Consider the following 13167-nt stretch of genomic DNA (forward strand, 5'->3'; position numbering starts at 1 on the left):
CGCCATGCACGAGTTGGGGGACTTGTACGGTGCCGCGGAGGCGTTGTCCGACCAGGAGATCATCGACAGCGTCGTTGCGATCCATGCTGCAGAAAACCTCCTCGCAGCACGCAAACTCGCGGCACTTGCAGAGTTTTCGAAGCGGGGTCTGAGCGAGATGGTCGGGCACACGAAACCCGGACCGTGGCTCGCTCTGGCGACACGCGTCGCACTGGGGAACGCATACCGGCAATTCGACACCGCGGTCTGGCTCGGTTCATTCCCGACGGTCACCGCTGCCCTCGCAGCCAGCGACATCCACGCCGGCCATTTCAAAGCAATCTACGACGGCCACAACCACATCAAGACAGCCGATCCCACCCTGACAGCAGAGAAGTTGGCCGACGTGGTTGCCGACCTTCTCACGTCCGCGACAGCCGGCACTCCAGAGGACGTCAAGGTCCGTGCACAGGAACTCGCTCACGCCGCCGCGGAGGATGCGCGCGCCCGATACGAGGAGAAGAAGCGCGAGCAGGACGAGAGGCGTGACGCCGAACCACCTGTCGACGACGAGGACCCTATCGGACCTCCACCGCCCGCTGTCTCGGAGAATACGGACCTCAACAAGCTCGACCTGTACGAGCAGGCCAACGGCCGCACCACCATTCAGGGAGACGTCGACAAAATTCTCGGGGAGAAACTGCGATCGGCCATCGCCGAGCATTCGCGGCCTGAACCTGGGCCCGACGGCACCCGCGACCCGCGAAGTGCGTCGAAACGGCAGGCCGACGGCCTTTCCCGCATCCTTGAACTCCAGGCTGGCCGTGGCGACGCAAGCGGACCTGCCACACGTGTCAACGCGACGGTCAAGCTTCGCGACCTGCTTGCCCCCGGCGCCGATTGCACTCCGTCGCCTTCGTCGAACAGAAGGGCCGAGTATCCGGGCTGGCCTTTTCACCTGGACTGGACCGGCCCGATCAGCCACAGCCTCGCCCGCATGCTCACGTGCGACGCCGAGTTCAACCCGATCATCGTCGACGACAACGGCGCCGTCCTCGCCATGGGACAGTCTGTCCGACTCGCCACACGCGAACAGCGCATAGCAGTCACCGTGCGCGACCGTTGCTGCATCAAATGCGGTTCGGTTGCCGATTGGTGCCAGGTGCACCACATCGTCTTCTGGCGCGACGACGGTAACACCGACATCACCAACCTGACGCTGCTCTGCACGAACTGCCACAACGACATTCACCACCGGGGCTGGGACGTCGTGATGGGCGACGACGGCCACCCGTTCCTCGTACCCCCGATATCGGTCGATCCGGAGCGAAAACCGATTCCCAGTTATCACCGGCGGCGAAAACCTGCTGCGTAGAAGCCACTGCGAAGTGACTTCCTCCCACCTCGCCGACGCCACCCGTCGGCGAGGCAGTGGCCGTTGCGGGGAGAACTCCAGTTCGCACATACTCTGAGTCAGTGCGCCCACTCGTGCTACTACTCATGGTTGTCGGACTCGCAGTCGGACTGCTGCCCATGGTCTTCGACTACGTGCAGCAGACGTTCTTCGAACCCGAGGTCATGTACAACGGCGTGTACGAACCACTACGAGGTGTCGAGATGAGCCGCGCCTACGAGACGTCGATGAACCACGACTTCGACGTCCGATCTGGGCTGTTCCTCCGTCGTTGGTTCGTAGCGCTGCCTGTCATCGGATCGATCATCGGTGCGGCGCTCGGAATCCTGTTGCATCGACGGGGTTTCCGCCTTACAAAGCAGACCGACGGATGATGGCCTGAGTGCGGCTACGCCCTCAAGCCCCGAGTTTCGCCGCGATGTCGTCGACCACCGGCGCGTAGTTCTCGAGATCCTGCGCCGACGGGTGCTCGGTACCCAACTCCGCGAGTCGGTCGAGCAACCCGGCGCGGGTGATCACCTCGACGACATCGTTGTCGACATGCTGTTCGGGTACGTCGAGCACGAGTCGACCCTCTTCGAGAATCAGCCGCGCATTGGGTGCGCTGTCGTACAGGGCCTGCAAGCTCTCTGCGGTCTGCGACATGGTTCCTCCTCCGGTGACTGGACCTGAGTTCGAACTACCCAGATGCGCGGCCGTCAATCTCAGAAGGCGCTACCGCTGGGAAGAAGCGAACCCAGGTCCGGGATGAGGCTCGGCGGCCCGACCGTGACGACCGTCGATGCCTGCTGCACCGTGAACACCGTCCACGGGAACGTTCCCAGCTGATCCTGGATGCCGGGGTAGTCCGAGATCCAGGCGTACGCCGGGTCGCTGTCCTGCGTACCGCACGTCGCGAGCACGACGTAGTCACCCGCGGGGACGTCGGAGACCGTCTGCGTACTCACTCCTGGCTGTCCGGCAGGGTCGGTCGAGTACAGAGTTTGACCGTTGGCGAGCACCTCGGCCACCGGTGGGAGTACCCCGCCGGGCGCAGGGGCAAGCGACGTACCGCACTGCAACTGCACACCCGAATTGTTGGTGATGGTGTTGGTCACCGACGAACCGTTCACCGCATACGAGTAGGTCACGTCGCCGGGCTCGGCGGCCGCCGCGGTGGAGGGCAGGGCCAGCATCAGCGGCGCACACGCGGCCGCTCCGGTCAGAACTCGTGCAAGTGGGCGCATAGGAATCCTTTTCGGTGAGTAGGACGTCGAAAATGTAGTGTGCACCACACCGAACCACTCGAAACCCCCACCGACCGGGCGGCCGCATGACCTATCGCTACCGGGCGAAGAACCCAGGAATCACGCGTCCTCCAAGCGAATTCCCTTGGTCTCGCGCATGAAGACACATGCCAGACCGGTCAGGACGCACAGCACCATGATGTAGACCCCGAACGCCCAACCGATCTCGAGGTTGATCAACAGCTGGTTCAAGTACGGTGCGGTACCACCGAAGATGGCCACCGACAACGAGTACGCGAACCCGATCGACTGCGTCCGCAACGCGGTCGGGAAGCTCTCCGACAGCGTCGCCGACAATACCGACGCGGGAATCGACACGATGAGAAGCGCGACCGTCGTCGACACCAACAAGGTCCAGCCGGCGTCGGTGATCATCATCGTCAGCGGCACCTGCAGCGCGAACAACAACACCGCGAACGTGAACAGCATCGGACGACGGCCGATGTTGTCGGACAGTCTGCCCCAGAACGGAAGCGACACAAGCGCGATCAACTGCGCGATGACGAGCATCCAGTACGCGACGTCCGGGTCCATGCCCTTCTGCGTGATCGCGAAGGTCGAGATGTACGACGTCCACGTGTAGTGCGCGGCAGTGATTCCCGACGTCATGCAGATCATCAACAGGACGGCACGAACGATGGTGCGACCCGGAATCTTCACCCGCTCGGGCGCGTCGGCCTGACCGTCGAACACCTCGCTCTCCTCCATGCTGCGTCGCAGGTAGAGCGCAACGAGCGCCAGCACCGCACCGATCAGGAACGGAATACGCCAACCCCATTGACCGACAGCACTTTCCGACAACGTCGAAGTGATCGCCCCACCGATCGTGTACGCGAGCACGGATCCGCCGAAGATCGCGATGAATGCGACACTGCCCCACATGCCGCGACGGTTCGGCGGCGCGATCTCGCTGACGTAGGAGTACGCCGTCGCCGATTCACCGCCGTGCGCGAAGCCCTGCACCATCCGGGCACCGAGCAGGATGATCGACGCCCACACCCCGACCGCGTCGTACGTCGGCATGACGCCGATGACGAGGCTGCCGCCTGCCATCATCAGCATCGTGCAGATCAGGACGAACTTTCGGCCGCGCCGGTCGGCGATGCGTCCGAACACGATGCCGCCCAGCGGACGCATCAGGAAGCCGACCGCGAACACGGCCAGCGTCGACAGCAGCGCCGAGACGGGGTTGTCGCTGTTGAACACGACCGCTGCGATGAACGGCGCGAACACGGCGTAGACGCTCCACTCGTACCACTCGAGTACGTTGCCGACCGCACTCGCGAAGAGCGACTTACGTTTTGCACGCATCGTCAACGCAGGCGTGCCGTTCTGCTGGGTGACGTCTTGACTCATCGGGTGACCTTCGCTTCTGTGTTGCGCAGCTCCGTGCGGCGGATCTTGCCGGTCTGCGTCTTGGGTAGTTCGTCGACGATGTGAATGTATTTGGGGCGCTTGTATGCTGCGAGCCTGTCGCCGACGAACGCTCGCAGCTCCTGCTCGGTGACCTCCGCGCCGCGGACGAGCGAGACGAAGGCGACGACGGATTCTCCCTGATAGTCATCGGGCTGTCCGACGACGCCCGCCTCGCCCACAGCCGCGTGCGCGACCAACGCGTCCTCGACCTCGCGTGGCCACACCTTGTAGCCGGACACGTTGATCTGGTCCTTCAGGCGGTCGACGAGGTAGATCCAACCGTCGGCGTCGCGGATGGCGACGTCGCCGGTGCGGAGTCGGCCGTCGGGAAACGTCTTCGCGGTGGCTTCAGGCTTCTGCCAATACCCGGAAACGACCTGCGGCCCAGCGATTTCGAGCTCGCCCTGCGTGCCGTCGGGCAGCGGCGTCCCGTCGAAGTCGACGACGCGAATTTCCACCTGCGGCAACGCCATACCGATGGACAACGCTCCGCTGGCGGGATCGACGGGTGCGCGACGGTCCGGCGGGACGGCGATGACGCCCGACGACGTCTCGGTCATCCCGTAGGCGTTGTGAATGTAGTGGCCGAACTTGTTCTCGAACTTCTCGACAGCAGCCGGGGGTATGGGCGCACCACCGGAATACAGCGTCTTGATGGACGCGAAGTGAGCCGCCGTCGCTGCAGGCGAGTTGTAGAGCGCGTTGAAGACGGTGATGGAGCCGATCGTGTACGTGACCTCGTGCTCGGCGAATGCGTCGAGCGTGACGTCGGCGGCGAAGCGGTTCGCGAACACCAGGGTGCAGTCCTTCATCAACGCGATCGTGGCGTTGATGACCGCGCCGGTGATGTGGAACAGCGGCGCGACGGCGAGCACGACGTCGCCGTCGTCGACGCGGGCGAGCTCGGCGAACGTCGTCGCAACCGCGAGAACATTCGCGTGAGAGTTCAACGCGCCCTTGGGCGGTCCGGTGGTTCCCGACGTGTAGGCGAGGATGGCGGTGTCGGTAGGACTCACCTCTGCCGCCTCAGGCGTCGCGCCGCGGAAGCGCTCGACGAGCTCGACCAGATCGTCGGCACCGTCGTGGCGCTCCCGAATCCGGTCACCGAACACACGCGGGTCGTTGCGCGTCTGGAAGTCGAGATCGCTGGTGCCGACGATCCACCGAACAGTGCTGTCCTGCATCGTTTCTGCGTTCTCGGCGACGGCGGTGTCGGCGCAGATGATGCCGACGGCACCCGCGTCGTCGACGAGGTGGCGCAGTTCCGCCTTGCGGTACATGGGATTCAGCACCAGCGCCGCGGCACCGAGCTTCCACAGCGCAAGAAAGGCGATCGCGTACTGCGGAATGTTCTGCAGGTGGATGCCGACCCTGTCACCGTGTCCGACGCCTTTCTCGACGAGCGCGACGGCGAAGGCGTCGGACATCTCGTCGACCTCGCGTGCACTCAGGATGCCGTCGAAATACGCGATCGCGGGATGTTCGGGGTTCGCCGCCACCCGCGCTTTCCAGACGTCCACGAGCGTCGCCATGTAGATCCTCTCCGTCGTACCGACCGACCGATCGCTCGGTCACGGAGAGTGTTGCGCGTCACAGACGCGCGTGTCAACTCGGCCTTGCTCCCGCCGTCAGCCGCGGCGAGTGAAGACGCCCGCCGAGGCCAATGCGACGCGTCGGCGCGCTCTCTGCTCGTCGTCCCCCAGACGGTCGACGCCCCACGACAGGGTCATGGCGAGCTCGTACACGTCGTCGGGACTGACGTCGTCGACGGCATCTCCCGACTGCTTGGCCGCGTCCAACAGCGTCGCAGTCTGCTGCACCAGCGGAGCGCACGCTTCGTAGACCGACGAGTCCGCATCGACGTAGGTCGCGGCGACGCGATCCGGTAGATCGTGCCAGATGCGCAACTGCCACGTCAGATGAAAGATCCACTCCGCCAGCGCATCCCGAGGCGATCGCGCACTTCGAAGCTCCTCCGCCGCCTCGATCGCCTTCTCGATAGCGAGCTGGATGACTGCGGCCAACAGGTCGTCGCGCGTCGGAAAGTTTCGGTACAGGGTCGCATTACCGACCCCGGCACGGACAGCAATGGCATCCAGAGAGCACAGGACGCCGTCGGCCTCGAACACGTCACGCGCAGCGGACAGGATGGCGTCGCGGTTGCGTTGCGCGTCGGCACGCAACGGGCGGGCAGCGCTCATGAATCCTCCTTGACTAAGTGGGGGATGTCCCCACATACTTGCAATCGGGGACAGTCCCCACTTGAAACAGGAGTTTAGATGAACAACACCCTCGACGGTCGGACAGTTCTCGTGACCGGCGCCAACGGCGGCCTAGGCGGCGAATTCGTACGCCAGGCCCTGGAGCGCGGCGCCCGCAAGGTGTACGCCGCGGCCCGCTCTCCGAAGCACTGGGACGACCCGAGAGTCGACGCGCTGACACTCGACATCACCGACGCGGCCAGCGTTGCTCGTGCCGTCGAGGCCGCACCGGATGTCGACCTCGTCGTCAACAACGCGGGCATAGCACCTGCGGGAGACTTCATTTCGGGCCCCGAGGATCAACTGCGCCTCATCTTCGAGACCAACTTCTTCGGAAATCTCCGTGTCGCGAACGGATTTGCACCGGTGCTCGGCAAGAACGGCGGCGGCTCGCTGCTGAACGTGCTCTCGGTGGCAAGCTGGAGCAACATGCCGACCGGCTACGCCGTCTCCAAGGGCGCGATGTGGTCCGCCACCAACGCACTTCGATTCGCCCTGGGAAGCCAGAACACGCAGGTCACCGGTTTGCTCGTCGGCATGATCGACACGCAGATGACCGCAGACATCGACGCACCCAAGAGCAGTCCCGCCACAGTCGCCGCGCTGGCGTACGACGGGATCGCCGCCGGGCAGCTCGAAATCTTGGCCGACGACTTCACGCGCGCCGTGAAAGCGCAACTGTCCACTCCCGGCGACGAGCTGTACCCCTGGATGGACTCGCTGCTCGCCGGTATGAGCCTCTGAGTCGACGCCGATGACGAGCGCACCGTAGCGCTCATCCTGAGTGCCATGAGGCTCGACATCGACGAACAGCGGGTCACCGCAGCTCTGACGCTCCAGCCACCCGACCTTCACGTGGTGCTCACCGGCGCAGACAGCGTGGCATTCGCGTCGTCGATTCTTGCACGCGATCCGCGCAGTCCGATCTTCGACTACCTCGAGCCCGGTCGTGCCTGTTCGGCCATCTTCGCCGCCTTTTCGGGCTCAGGCGTCGTACGGTTGTCGACGGCTTCTTGTTTGGTCGCGTCGTCGCCACCGACCACATGGTCGACGCCGGAGATCAATGCGTCGTACCCCTGCTGTGCGACAACTGCTTTGTCGTTCTTCCAACTGTTGTCGCCGAATTTCGTATCACCCATACCTGCGTTGGCGTGAAAGTCGCTGTCGGTGGCGCCCGGCAGCAAGGCGGTAACACTGACACCACTGTCCCGCAGTTCTTCTCGCAACGATTCGGCGAACGAGAAGCCGAACGCCTTCGACGGTCCGTACACGGTTTCGTAGGGAGTCGGGGTGGTCGCCGACACCGACGACACGATCAGAATCTTCCCGCGACGGTTCGGAACCATGTGTTGCACAACCCTTTTTGCCATGTGCACAGTCCCGGCGACATTGATGGCGATGAGCCTGAGCTCGTCGTCGAGGTCGTTGTCGACGAACGCACCTCCGAGCCCGATCCCGACATTCAACGCCGCCGCCTCGACGGGTCTACCGAGATCGGCAACGAAAGTCCAAAAACTTTCGACTCCGTCGTAGGTGGCAGCATCGGCGCGGTGCGGATACGCCTCGACACCCAGTCCACGTAACGCGTCGGCCGATGCGTAGACACGTTCACTCTGCCCTGAGATCGCGACGTCGTACCCGTGCTGTGCGAATTGTTTGGCGAGTTCGAATCCAATCCCCGATGATCCGCCGGTGACCAGCGCGAGGGGGCGGCTGTCTGACATGGTGATACTTCCTTCCGTAGACGCGGGGGTCTTACGACCGCATAACCCGCTCACCCATGCGGTAATCGGAAGGCGCCTATCCTGAGTGTCATGCCTGCGCCGAAGAGCACCACGTGAAGGTCGAGTGGCTCGAGAAGCATCAAATTCCGCTCTACCTGTCGGCGCTGCTCGCGGGTGCGGTCATCGGGCTGCTCGCGCCGAGCACGGCCCCTGCGTTCGGGCACGCGATCAATCCGGTTCTGCTCGTCCTGCTGTACGCCACGTTCCTCGCGGTCCCGTTCTCGGACATCGGTACTGCGTTGCGCGACAGCAGCTTTCTGACCAGCTCCGTCGTCCTCAACTTCCTTCTGGTACCGATCGTCGTCTTCGGTTTGACGCGGTTCGTCGCCGGCGATCATGCTCTGCTCGTCGGCATCCTGCTGGTTCTGCTCGCCCCCTGCATCGACTACGTCATCGTGTTCAGCGGCCTGGCAGGTGCGGCGTCGGAACGACTGCTCGCCGCCGCTCCGATCCTGATGCTGCTACAGATGGCGTTTCTCCCGCTGTACCTGTGGATCTTCGTCGGATCGGATCTGGTGTCGATCATCGACATCGCCCCGTTCGTCGAGGCTTTCGTCGTACTCATCGCCATCCCGTTGTCGCTGGCCGCGGTGACGCAGAAGGTTGCGCGACGCCACCGCGTCGGCGCGCGGGTGATGGATGCGATGGCGTCGGCGATGGTTCCGATCATGATGGCCACACTGTTGGTCGTCGTCGCGTCGCAGATCGAGGAGGTTCGGGCACACGGCACCGAACTGCTCTCGGCAGTACCGATTTTCGTGGCATTCCTGGTGATCATGGCGTTCGCTGGCCTCGCGGTGAGTCGCGTATCGCGTCAAGACGTCCGAGCGACAAGGGCTTTAGTGTTCTCGGGCGCGACGCGGAACTCACTGGTCGTCCTACCGTTGGCCCTGGCGCTTCCGGAGGAACTGTCGTTGGCAGCAGTCGTGGTGGTGACGCAGACACTCGTCGAACTTGTCGGTATGGTCGCGTACGTTCGCCTCGTTCCACTGCTCGTTCGCGACTGAGTGAGGAGAAGATATGCATGATGTGGTCGTCGTCGGCAGCGGTCCGACAGGATTGATGCTCGCCGCTGAATTACGGCTCGCCGGAGTGGATGTCGTCGTACTCGAACGGCGCGGGTCGCAGACTCTGGTCGGGTCACGCGGCGGCGGAATACACGCGCGCACGATCGAATTGCTCGATCAGCGCGGCATCGTCGATCGGTTTCTCACGGAGGGCACTACCATTCCTGCCGCGACGTTCGGCAGCACTCGGATCGACCTGAGCGCCCTGCCGACGCGCCACCCGTACACACTTGCGTTGTTCCAGAACCACATCGAACGCATCCTGCTCGGCTGGGCCGAGGAATCGGGCGTCACGATCCGCCGCGGTATCGAGGTCACCGGTATCTCGCAAGACCCTGACGGCGTCGCCGTCGAGACCTTGTCCGGCTCGGTGCGGGCACAGTATGTCGTAGGCGCCGACGGCGGTCGCAGCACCGTGCGCCGCGACGCAGGAATCGACTTCGTCGGTCCCGACGCGTCCCGCAGCAGTCTCATCGCCGAAGTGCAGGTCACGGAGAAGCTGCCGGACGCAGGCAAGGTCGACGAACGCGGCGTACACGGACTGCACCCGATGGGCGACGGCGTAGTTCGGGTGGTGGTCACCGAGTCGGACATTCGAAGGGCCGAGCCCACTCTCGACGATCTACGGGATGCATTGACCGACGTGTTCGGCACCGATTTCGGAGTGCACAGCCCAACCTGGTTGTCGCGCTTCACCGATGCGACGAAACAGGCGGCGTCGTATCGCGTCGGTCGTGTCCTCCTGGCGGGCGACGCTGCCCACGTGCACTCGCCCACCGGCGGCCAAGGCATCGGACTCGGGGTTCAGGACGCCGTCAACCTGGGCTGGAAGCTCGGGCAGGTCGTGCGGGGCGAATCAGACGAGTCTCTGCTCGACACCTATCACACCGAGCGGCACCCCGCCGGCGCTCGAGCGTTGAAATACACGATGGCGCAATCACTTTTTCAGAAAGCCGACCCGCGGCAGGAAGCGTTACGTGACCTGCTCGACGACGTTCTCCGCGTCGACGACGCTTCCCACCGCATCGCTTCACTGATCACCGGACTCGACGTCGCCTACGACCTCGGTCCTGGTCACCCACTGCTGGGTCGCCGGATGCCGGATCTCGACATCACTACGCCCGACGGGCCGACACGCGTGTTCGAGTTGTTGCGTGACGCCAGGCCGGTACTGCTGAGTTTCGACGGTTCCGGCCTCGGCATCTCTGCCACCGTCGCGGGCCGGTGGACTCTGCCGGTGGTCGGAGACGTCCCAGCGCCGTCAGCCGTCTTGATCCGCCCCGACGGTCACGTCGCCTGGGTCGGAGAGGGCACGTCCGACGGACTCGACGACGCGCTGCACCGCTGGGGCTTCACACGTTGACATCGAACCCCAGATCGACGTCTCACGCCGCCTGCCCCCGTCGCGCGAATTACCCGTCGTGAGTGCGAATGTAGAGCCTGCTCTACATTCGCACTCACGACCGGTGCCCGGCGATCCGATCTGCCGCCCCACGCAGCGCACTCGATACCGCATACATCGCAGGCGTGTACTGACGACGTGCCAGGGAGGCGATGTAGATGACGCGGGTGGGAACCCGGTCTGCCGAACGAAATGCGAGCGGCTGAACATCGGGCCGGTGATGTACCACTGCCAGACCCGGCACCATTGCTATGCCGACCCCCGCAGCAACCATCGCCTCGATCTCCTGATAATCGTGTGCCTCGTAGACCACCTCTGGCTCGAAGCCGACTGCTCGGCAACTGCGGTACAGAACCTCAGCGGCCGGATGGTCGTTGCTTCGGATGATCCACCGCGCCCCCTTCAGGTCCGGGAGCGCCATCTCGTCGGACGCACGGTGGTCGTCGACAGGCAGGAGCAGCATCGTCTCGTCTTCCATCAACGATTCGAGTGACAGCGATCTTTCCGCTTCTTCCGTCCACGCGTAGCTCCACAGCAACGCCAGATCGACCTCGCTGGAATGCAGCATCTCCAGCAGCTGCGGACGTACCGCAGAGCGAACGCGAACGTCGACGCCGGGCCACCGCGCGTGGTACTCCTTCAACGCATCCGACAGCAGCGACGAACTCACCGTCGGAAACGAGCCGAGCCGCACCGCACCCCGCTCCAGCCCACGTATTGCTTCGAGATCACCACTCGCGGCTCGCATTTCGCGCCTGAACAGCCGCGCGCGACTTGTCAGAATTTCACCGGCCTCGGTCAGCTGCACTCCCCGGGGCAGCCGCGTCAGCACGGGCTGTTTGATGCTGTTCTCGAGCTTGGCAATGCGCTGCGACGCGGCCGACGCGGTCATGTTGGCCCTTTCGGCGCCGGCCGTCAGCGACCCTGCTTCTGCGATGTCGAGAAGCAGGAAGAGCGTCACGACGTCGAACGAGTGCTGCATTCACTACCTGCCTTCAGTTGTACTAAACGAGACGGTAGCAAAACCGTATTGTTCTGAATCCGCGCGGTCAATAGTGTGACCTGTACGACGTTCAAGCGCTGAATGTGACCGCCCACGTTTCCCAGCCACCGAAAGACCCGCCATGACCTCCATCGAGATACTCCCGCTCATCGCGCTCGTTGCGATGTTCGTGATCGCGACATTCTTCCCCATCAATATCGGCATCCTGGGCTTTGTCGGCGCCTTCGCAGTCGGCTACTTCGCACTCGGCTACGACGACAAAGAGATTCTCCAAGCCTTCCCGAGTTCGATCGTGCTCACCATTGTCGGGGTCACCTACTTCTTCGGTATGGCCAAACGCAACGGCACCATCGACCTGCTGGTCAATTCGTGTATCCGAGCTGTGCACGGGCGCGTGACAATCGTGCCGTGGGTGTTCTTCTTCTCTGCATCGGTGCTCACCGCGTTGGGAACCTTCAGCCCTGCTGCCGTCGCTCTGATCACCCCGGCCGCGATGGCGTTCGCCGCTCGCACCCGTATGAGTCCACTGGTCATGGGCATCATGACTATCAACGGAGCCCACGCGGGTGCGTTCTCACCCATCAGTGTCTCCGGCGTTCTGGTCCGCGACATCGTCGAAAACAACGGGCTGACCATCAGCCCATGGACGCTCTTCCTCGCCAGCTATGGAATCAACCTGTTGCTGTCGGTGCTCACCGTCGTCGGATACGGGGCTCTGGCGAAGATGCGCGGTCTCGAATTCACCGCAACCGGCACGAACAAGCCTGTCCCGACCAGCGGTTCGCGTGACGACGCACCGTCGTCGCTGGGAACACCGAGCACAGGCGGCGCCGCCGGAAGCACCCAAGTTCTGGCGCGACCGACGTCGACGACCCTGGTCGACGCTCCTGCCCCCGTCACCCGGGTCCAGAAACTCACGCTGTTCCTCATCGGCGCCCTGCTGGTGCTGGTTCTCGTACTGCACCTGCCCATCAGCTTCATCGCCATTGCAGCAGGCGCCGTCCTTGCCTTCACCGACCTGAAGAAACAGAACGAAGCTATCGCCGGGATCAGTTGGTCCACGGTTCTGCTCGTCGCCGGCATGGTCACCTACATCTCGATTCTCGAGGAGGTCGGCACCATCGACACGCTCGCGCACTTTGCAATCACGCTCGGTGCGCCGCTGCTCGTGGCCCTCGTGCTCTGCTACGTCATCGGACTCACGTCTGCGTTCGCGTCGTCGACGGCACTGCTGGCAGCCGTGATCCCGATGGCGATGCCCTTGCTCGGCAGCAGCACCCTGCCCGTGATCGGCGTGGTCGCAGCCCTCGCGATCTCCGCGACCGTCGTCGATGTGTCTCCGTTCTCGACCAACGGCGCCTTGGTGCTGGCAAACGCACAGAACATCGAACGGCCCCGCTTCTACCGTCAGCTGATAGTCAATGCCGGAATCGTCGTCGCCGTTGCGCCTGCGCTGTGCTGGTTGATCTTGGTTGTCGTACCAGGCTTCATCTGATGACTTAAGCGTTACTGAAGGACGACAACATTATTCGTAATTGTGCTTGAGCTCCGGCCC

The 13167-nt window shown here is 63.7% G+C and carries 12 protein-coding genes and 1 pseudogene; 6 read left to right on the forward strand and 7 right to left on the reverse strand.

Annotated elements, in window-relative coordinates:
* The first annotated feature begins 4 nt into the window (after nucleotides 1-4).
* Together RhoFasB10_RS09480 and RhoFasB10_RS26320 are read left to right on the forward strand one after the other, a co-directional pair.
* Nucleotides 5-1354 carry an HNH endonuclease signature motif containing protein gene (locus tag RhoFasB10_RS09480; RefSeq protein ID WP_068422901.1) on the forward strand — a complete coding sequence of 450 codons (1350 nt, stop codon included), beginning with the start codon at nucleotides 5-7 and terminating at the stop codon, nucleotides 1352-1354.
* A gap of 185 nt (nucleotides 1355-1539) precedes the next feature.
* Nucleotides 1540-1665 (forward strand): annotated as a pseudogene (locus RhoFasB10_RS26320) (hypothetical protein); the annotation flags it as partial.
* Between the two features lie 124 nt (nucleotides 1666-1789).
* On the opposite strand, the gene RhoFasB10_RS09490 reads toward RhoFasB10_RS26320, so the two are convergent.
* The 5 genes from RhoFasB10_RS09490 to RhoFasB10_RS09510 form a co-directional block, all read right to left on the reverse strand.
* Nucleotides 1790-2038: a hypothetical protein gene (locus tag RhoFasB10_RS09490; protein WP_114329244.1), complete on the reverse strand. Its 249-nt coding sequence runs from the start codon at nucleotides 2036-2038 to the stop codon at nucleotides 1790-1792.
* Nucleotides 2039-2097: 59 nt separating this feature from the next.
* Nucleotides 2098-2619 carry a hypothetical protein gene (locus RhoFasB10_RS09495; protein ID WP_068422893.1) on the reverse strand — a complete coding sequence of 174 codons (522 nt, stop codon included), beginning with the start codon at nucleotides 2617-2619 and terminating at the stop codon, nucleotides 2098-2100.
* A 120-nt stretch (nucleotides 2620-2739) separates the two neighbouring features.
* Nucleotides 2740-4035, reverse strand: coding sequence for an MFS transporter (locus tag RhoFasB10_RS09500; protein WP_167676164.1), 1296 nt, complete (start codon nucleotides 4033-4035; stop codon nucleotides 2740-2742).
* Entirely contained in the window at nucleotides 4032-5627 is a 1596-nt protein-coding gene (locus tag RhoFasB10_RS09505) for an AMP-binding protein (protein WP_167676166.1), read from the reverse strand. The genes RhoFasB10_RS09500 and RhoFasB10_RS09505 overlap by 4 nt, the downstream gene beginning before the upstream one ends.
* Before the next feature lie 96 nt (nucleotides 5628-5723).
* Nucleotides 5724-6296 carry a TetR/AcrR family transcriptional regulator gene (locus RhoFasB10_RS09510; RefSeq protein ID WP_206030726.1) on the reverse strand — a complete coding sequence of 191 codons (573 nt, stop codon included), beginning with the start codon at nucleotides 6294-6296 and terminating at the stop codon, nucleotides 5724-5726.
* A 78-nt stretch (nucleotides 6297-6374) separates the two neighbouring features.
* Between RhoFasB10_RS09510 and RhoFasB10_RS09515 the strand changes: the two genes are divergently transcribed.
* Nucleotides 6375-7100 (forward strand): SDR family oxidoreductase, encoded by a 726-nt coding sequence (locus RhoFasB10_RS09515; RefSeq protein WP_068422881.1) that lies wholly within the window; start codon nucleotides 6375-6377, stop codon nucleotides 7098-7100.
* A 188-nt stretch (nucleotides 7101-7288) separates the two neighbouring features.
* On the opposite strand, the gene RhoFasB10_RS09520 is transcribed toward RhoFasB10_RS09515, so the two are convergent.
* Entirely contained in the window at nucleotides 7289-8080 is a 792-nt protein-coding gene (locus RhoFasB10_RS09520; protein WP_174551367.1) for an SDR family NAD(P)-dependent oxidoreductase, read from the reverse strand.
* Between the two features lie 113 nt (nucleotides 8081-8193).
* Between RhoFasB10_RS09520 and RhoFasB10_RS09525 the strand changes: the two genes are divergently transcribed.
* A complete protein-coding gene (locus RhoFasB10_RS09525) occupies nucleotides 8194-9147 on the forward strand; it encodes an arsenic resistance protein (protein WP_068422878.1) in 954 nt (317 codons plus the stop codon).
* A 13-nt stretch (nucleotides 9148-9160) separates the two neighbouring features.
* The gene (locus RhoFasB10_RS09530) at nucleotides 9161-10570 is read left to right on the forward strand and encodes an FAD-dependent monooxygenase (protein ID WP_167676170.1); all 1410 of its coding nucleotides are present in this window, start codon (nucleotides 9161-9163) and stop codon (nucleotides 10568-10570) included.
* Between the two features lie 94 nt (nucleotides 10571-10664).
* On the opposite strand, the gene RhoFasB10_RS09535 is transcribed toward RhoFasB10_RS09530, so the two are convergent.
* Nucleotides 10665-11591 (reverse strand): LysR family transcriptional regulator, encoded by a 927-nt coding sequence (locus RhoFasB10_RS09535; RefSeq protein ID WP_114329304.1) that lies wholly within the window; start codon nucleotides 11589-11591, stop codon nucleotides 10665-10667.
* A gap of 142 nt (nucleotides 11592-11733) precedes the next feature.
* On the opposite strand from RhoFasB10_RS09535, the gene RhoFasB10_RS09540 reads away from it, so the two are divergent.
* Entirely contained in the window at nucleotides 11734-13107 is a 1374-nt protein-coding gene (locus RhoFasB10_RS09540) for an SLC13 family permease (protein WP_167676172.1), read from the forward strand.
* Nucleotides 13108-13167 lie beyond the last annotated feature (60 nt).

The sequence above is a fragment of the Rhodococcus sp. B10 genome (genome assembly GCF_011770055.1).
GTDB lineage: Bacteria > Actinomycetota > Actinomycetes > Mycobacteriales > Mycobacteriaceae > Rhodococcoides > Rhodococcoides kyotonensis_B.

Bases quoted from the DNA above. Each gene is read 5' to 3' on its own strand.
- RhoFasB10_RS09490 (WP_114329244.1), bottom strand. From the start codon at position 2,038: ATGTCGCAGACCGCAGAGAGCTTGCAGGCCCTGTACGACAGCGCACCC.
- RhoFasB10_RS09540 (WP_167676172.1), top strand. From the start codon at position 11,734: ATGACCTCCATCGAGATACTCCCGCTCATCGCGCTCGTTGCGATGTTC.
- RhoFasB10_RS09510 (WP_206030726.1), bottom strand. From the start codon at position 6,296: ATGAGCGCTGCCCGCCCGTTGCGTGCCGACGCGCAACGCAACCGCGAC.
- RhoFasB10_RS09530 (WP_167676170.1), top strand. From the start codon at position 9,161: ATGCATGATGTGGTCGTCGTCGGCAGCGGTCCGACAGGATTGATGCTC.
- RhoFasB10_RS09520 (WP_174551367.1), bottom strand. From the start codon at position 8,080: ATGTCAGACAGCCGCCCCCTCGCGCTGGTCACCGGCGGATCATCGGGG.
- RhoFasB10_RS09505 (WP_167676166.1), bottom strand. From the start codon at position 5,627: ATGGCGACGCTCGTGGACGTCTGGAAAGCGCGGGTGGCGGCGAACCCC.
- RhoFasB10_RS09495 (WP_068422893.1), bottom strand. From the start codon at position 2,619: ATGCGCCCACTTGCACGAGTTCTGACCGGAGCGGCCGCGTGTGCGCCG.
- RhoFasB10_RS09535 (WP_114329304.1), bottom strand. From the start codon at position 11,591: ATGCAGCACTCGTTCGACGTCGTGACGCTCTTCCTGCTTCTCGACATC.
- RhoFasB10_RS09515 (WP_068422881.1), top strand. From the start codon at position 6,375: ATGAACAACACCCTCGACGGTCGGACAGTTCTCGTGACCGGCGCCAAC.
- RhoFasB10_RS09480 (WP_068422901.1), top strand. From the start codon at position 5: ATGCACGAGTTGGGGGACTTGTACGGTGCCGCGGAGGCGTTGTCCGAC.
- RhoFasB10_RS09500 (WP_167676164.1), bottom strand. From the start codon at position 4,035: ATGAGTCAAGACGTCACCCAGCAGAACGGCACGCCTGCGTTGACGATG.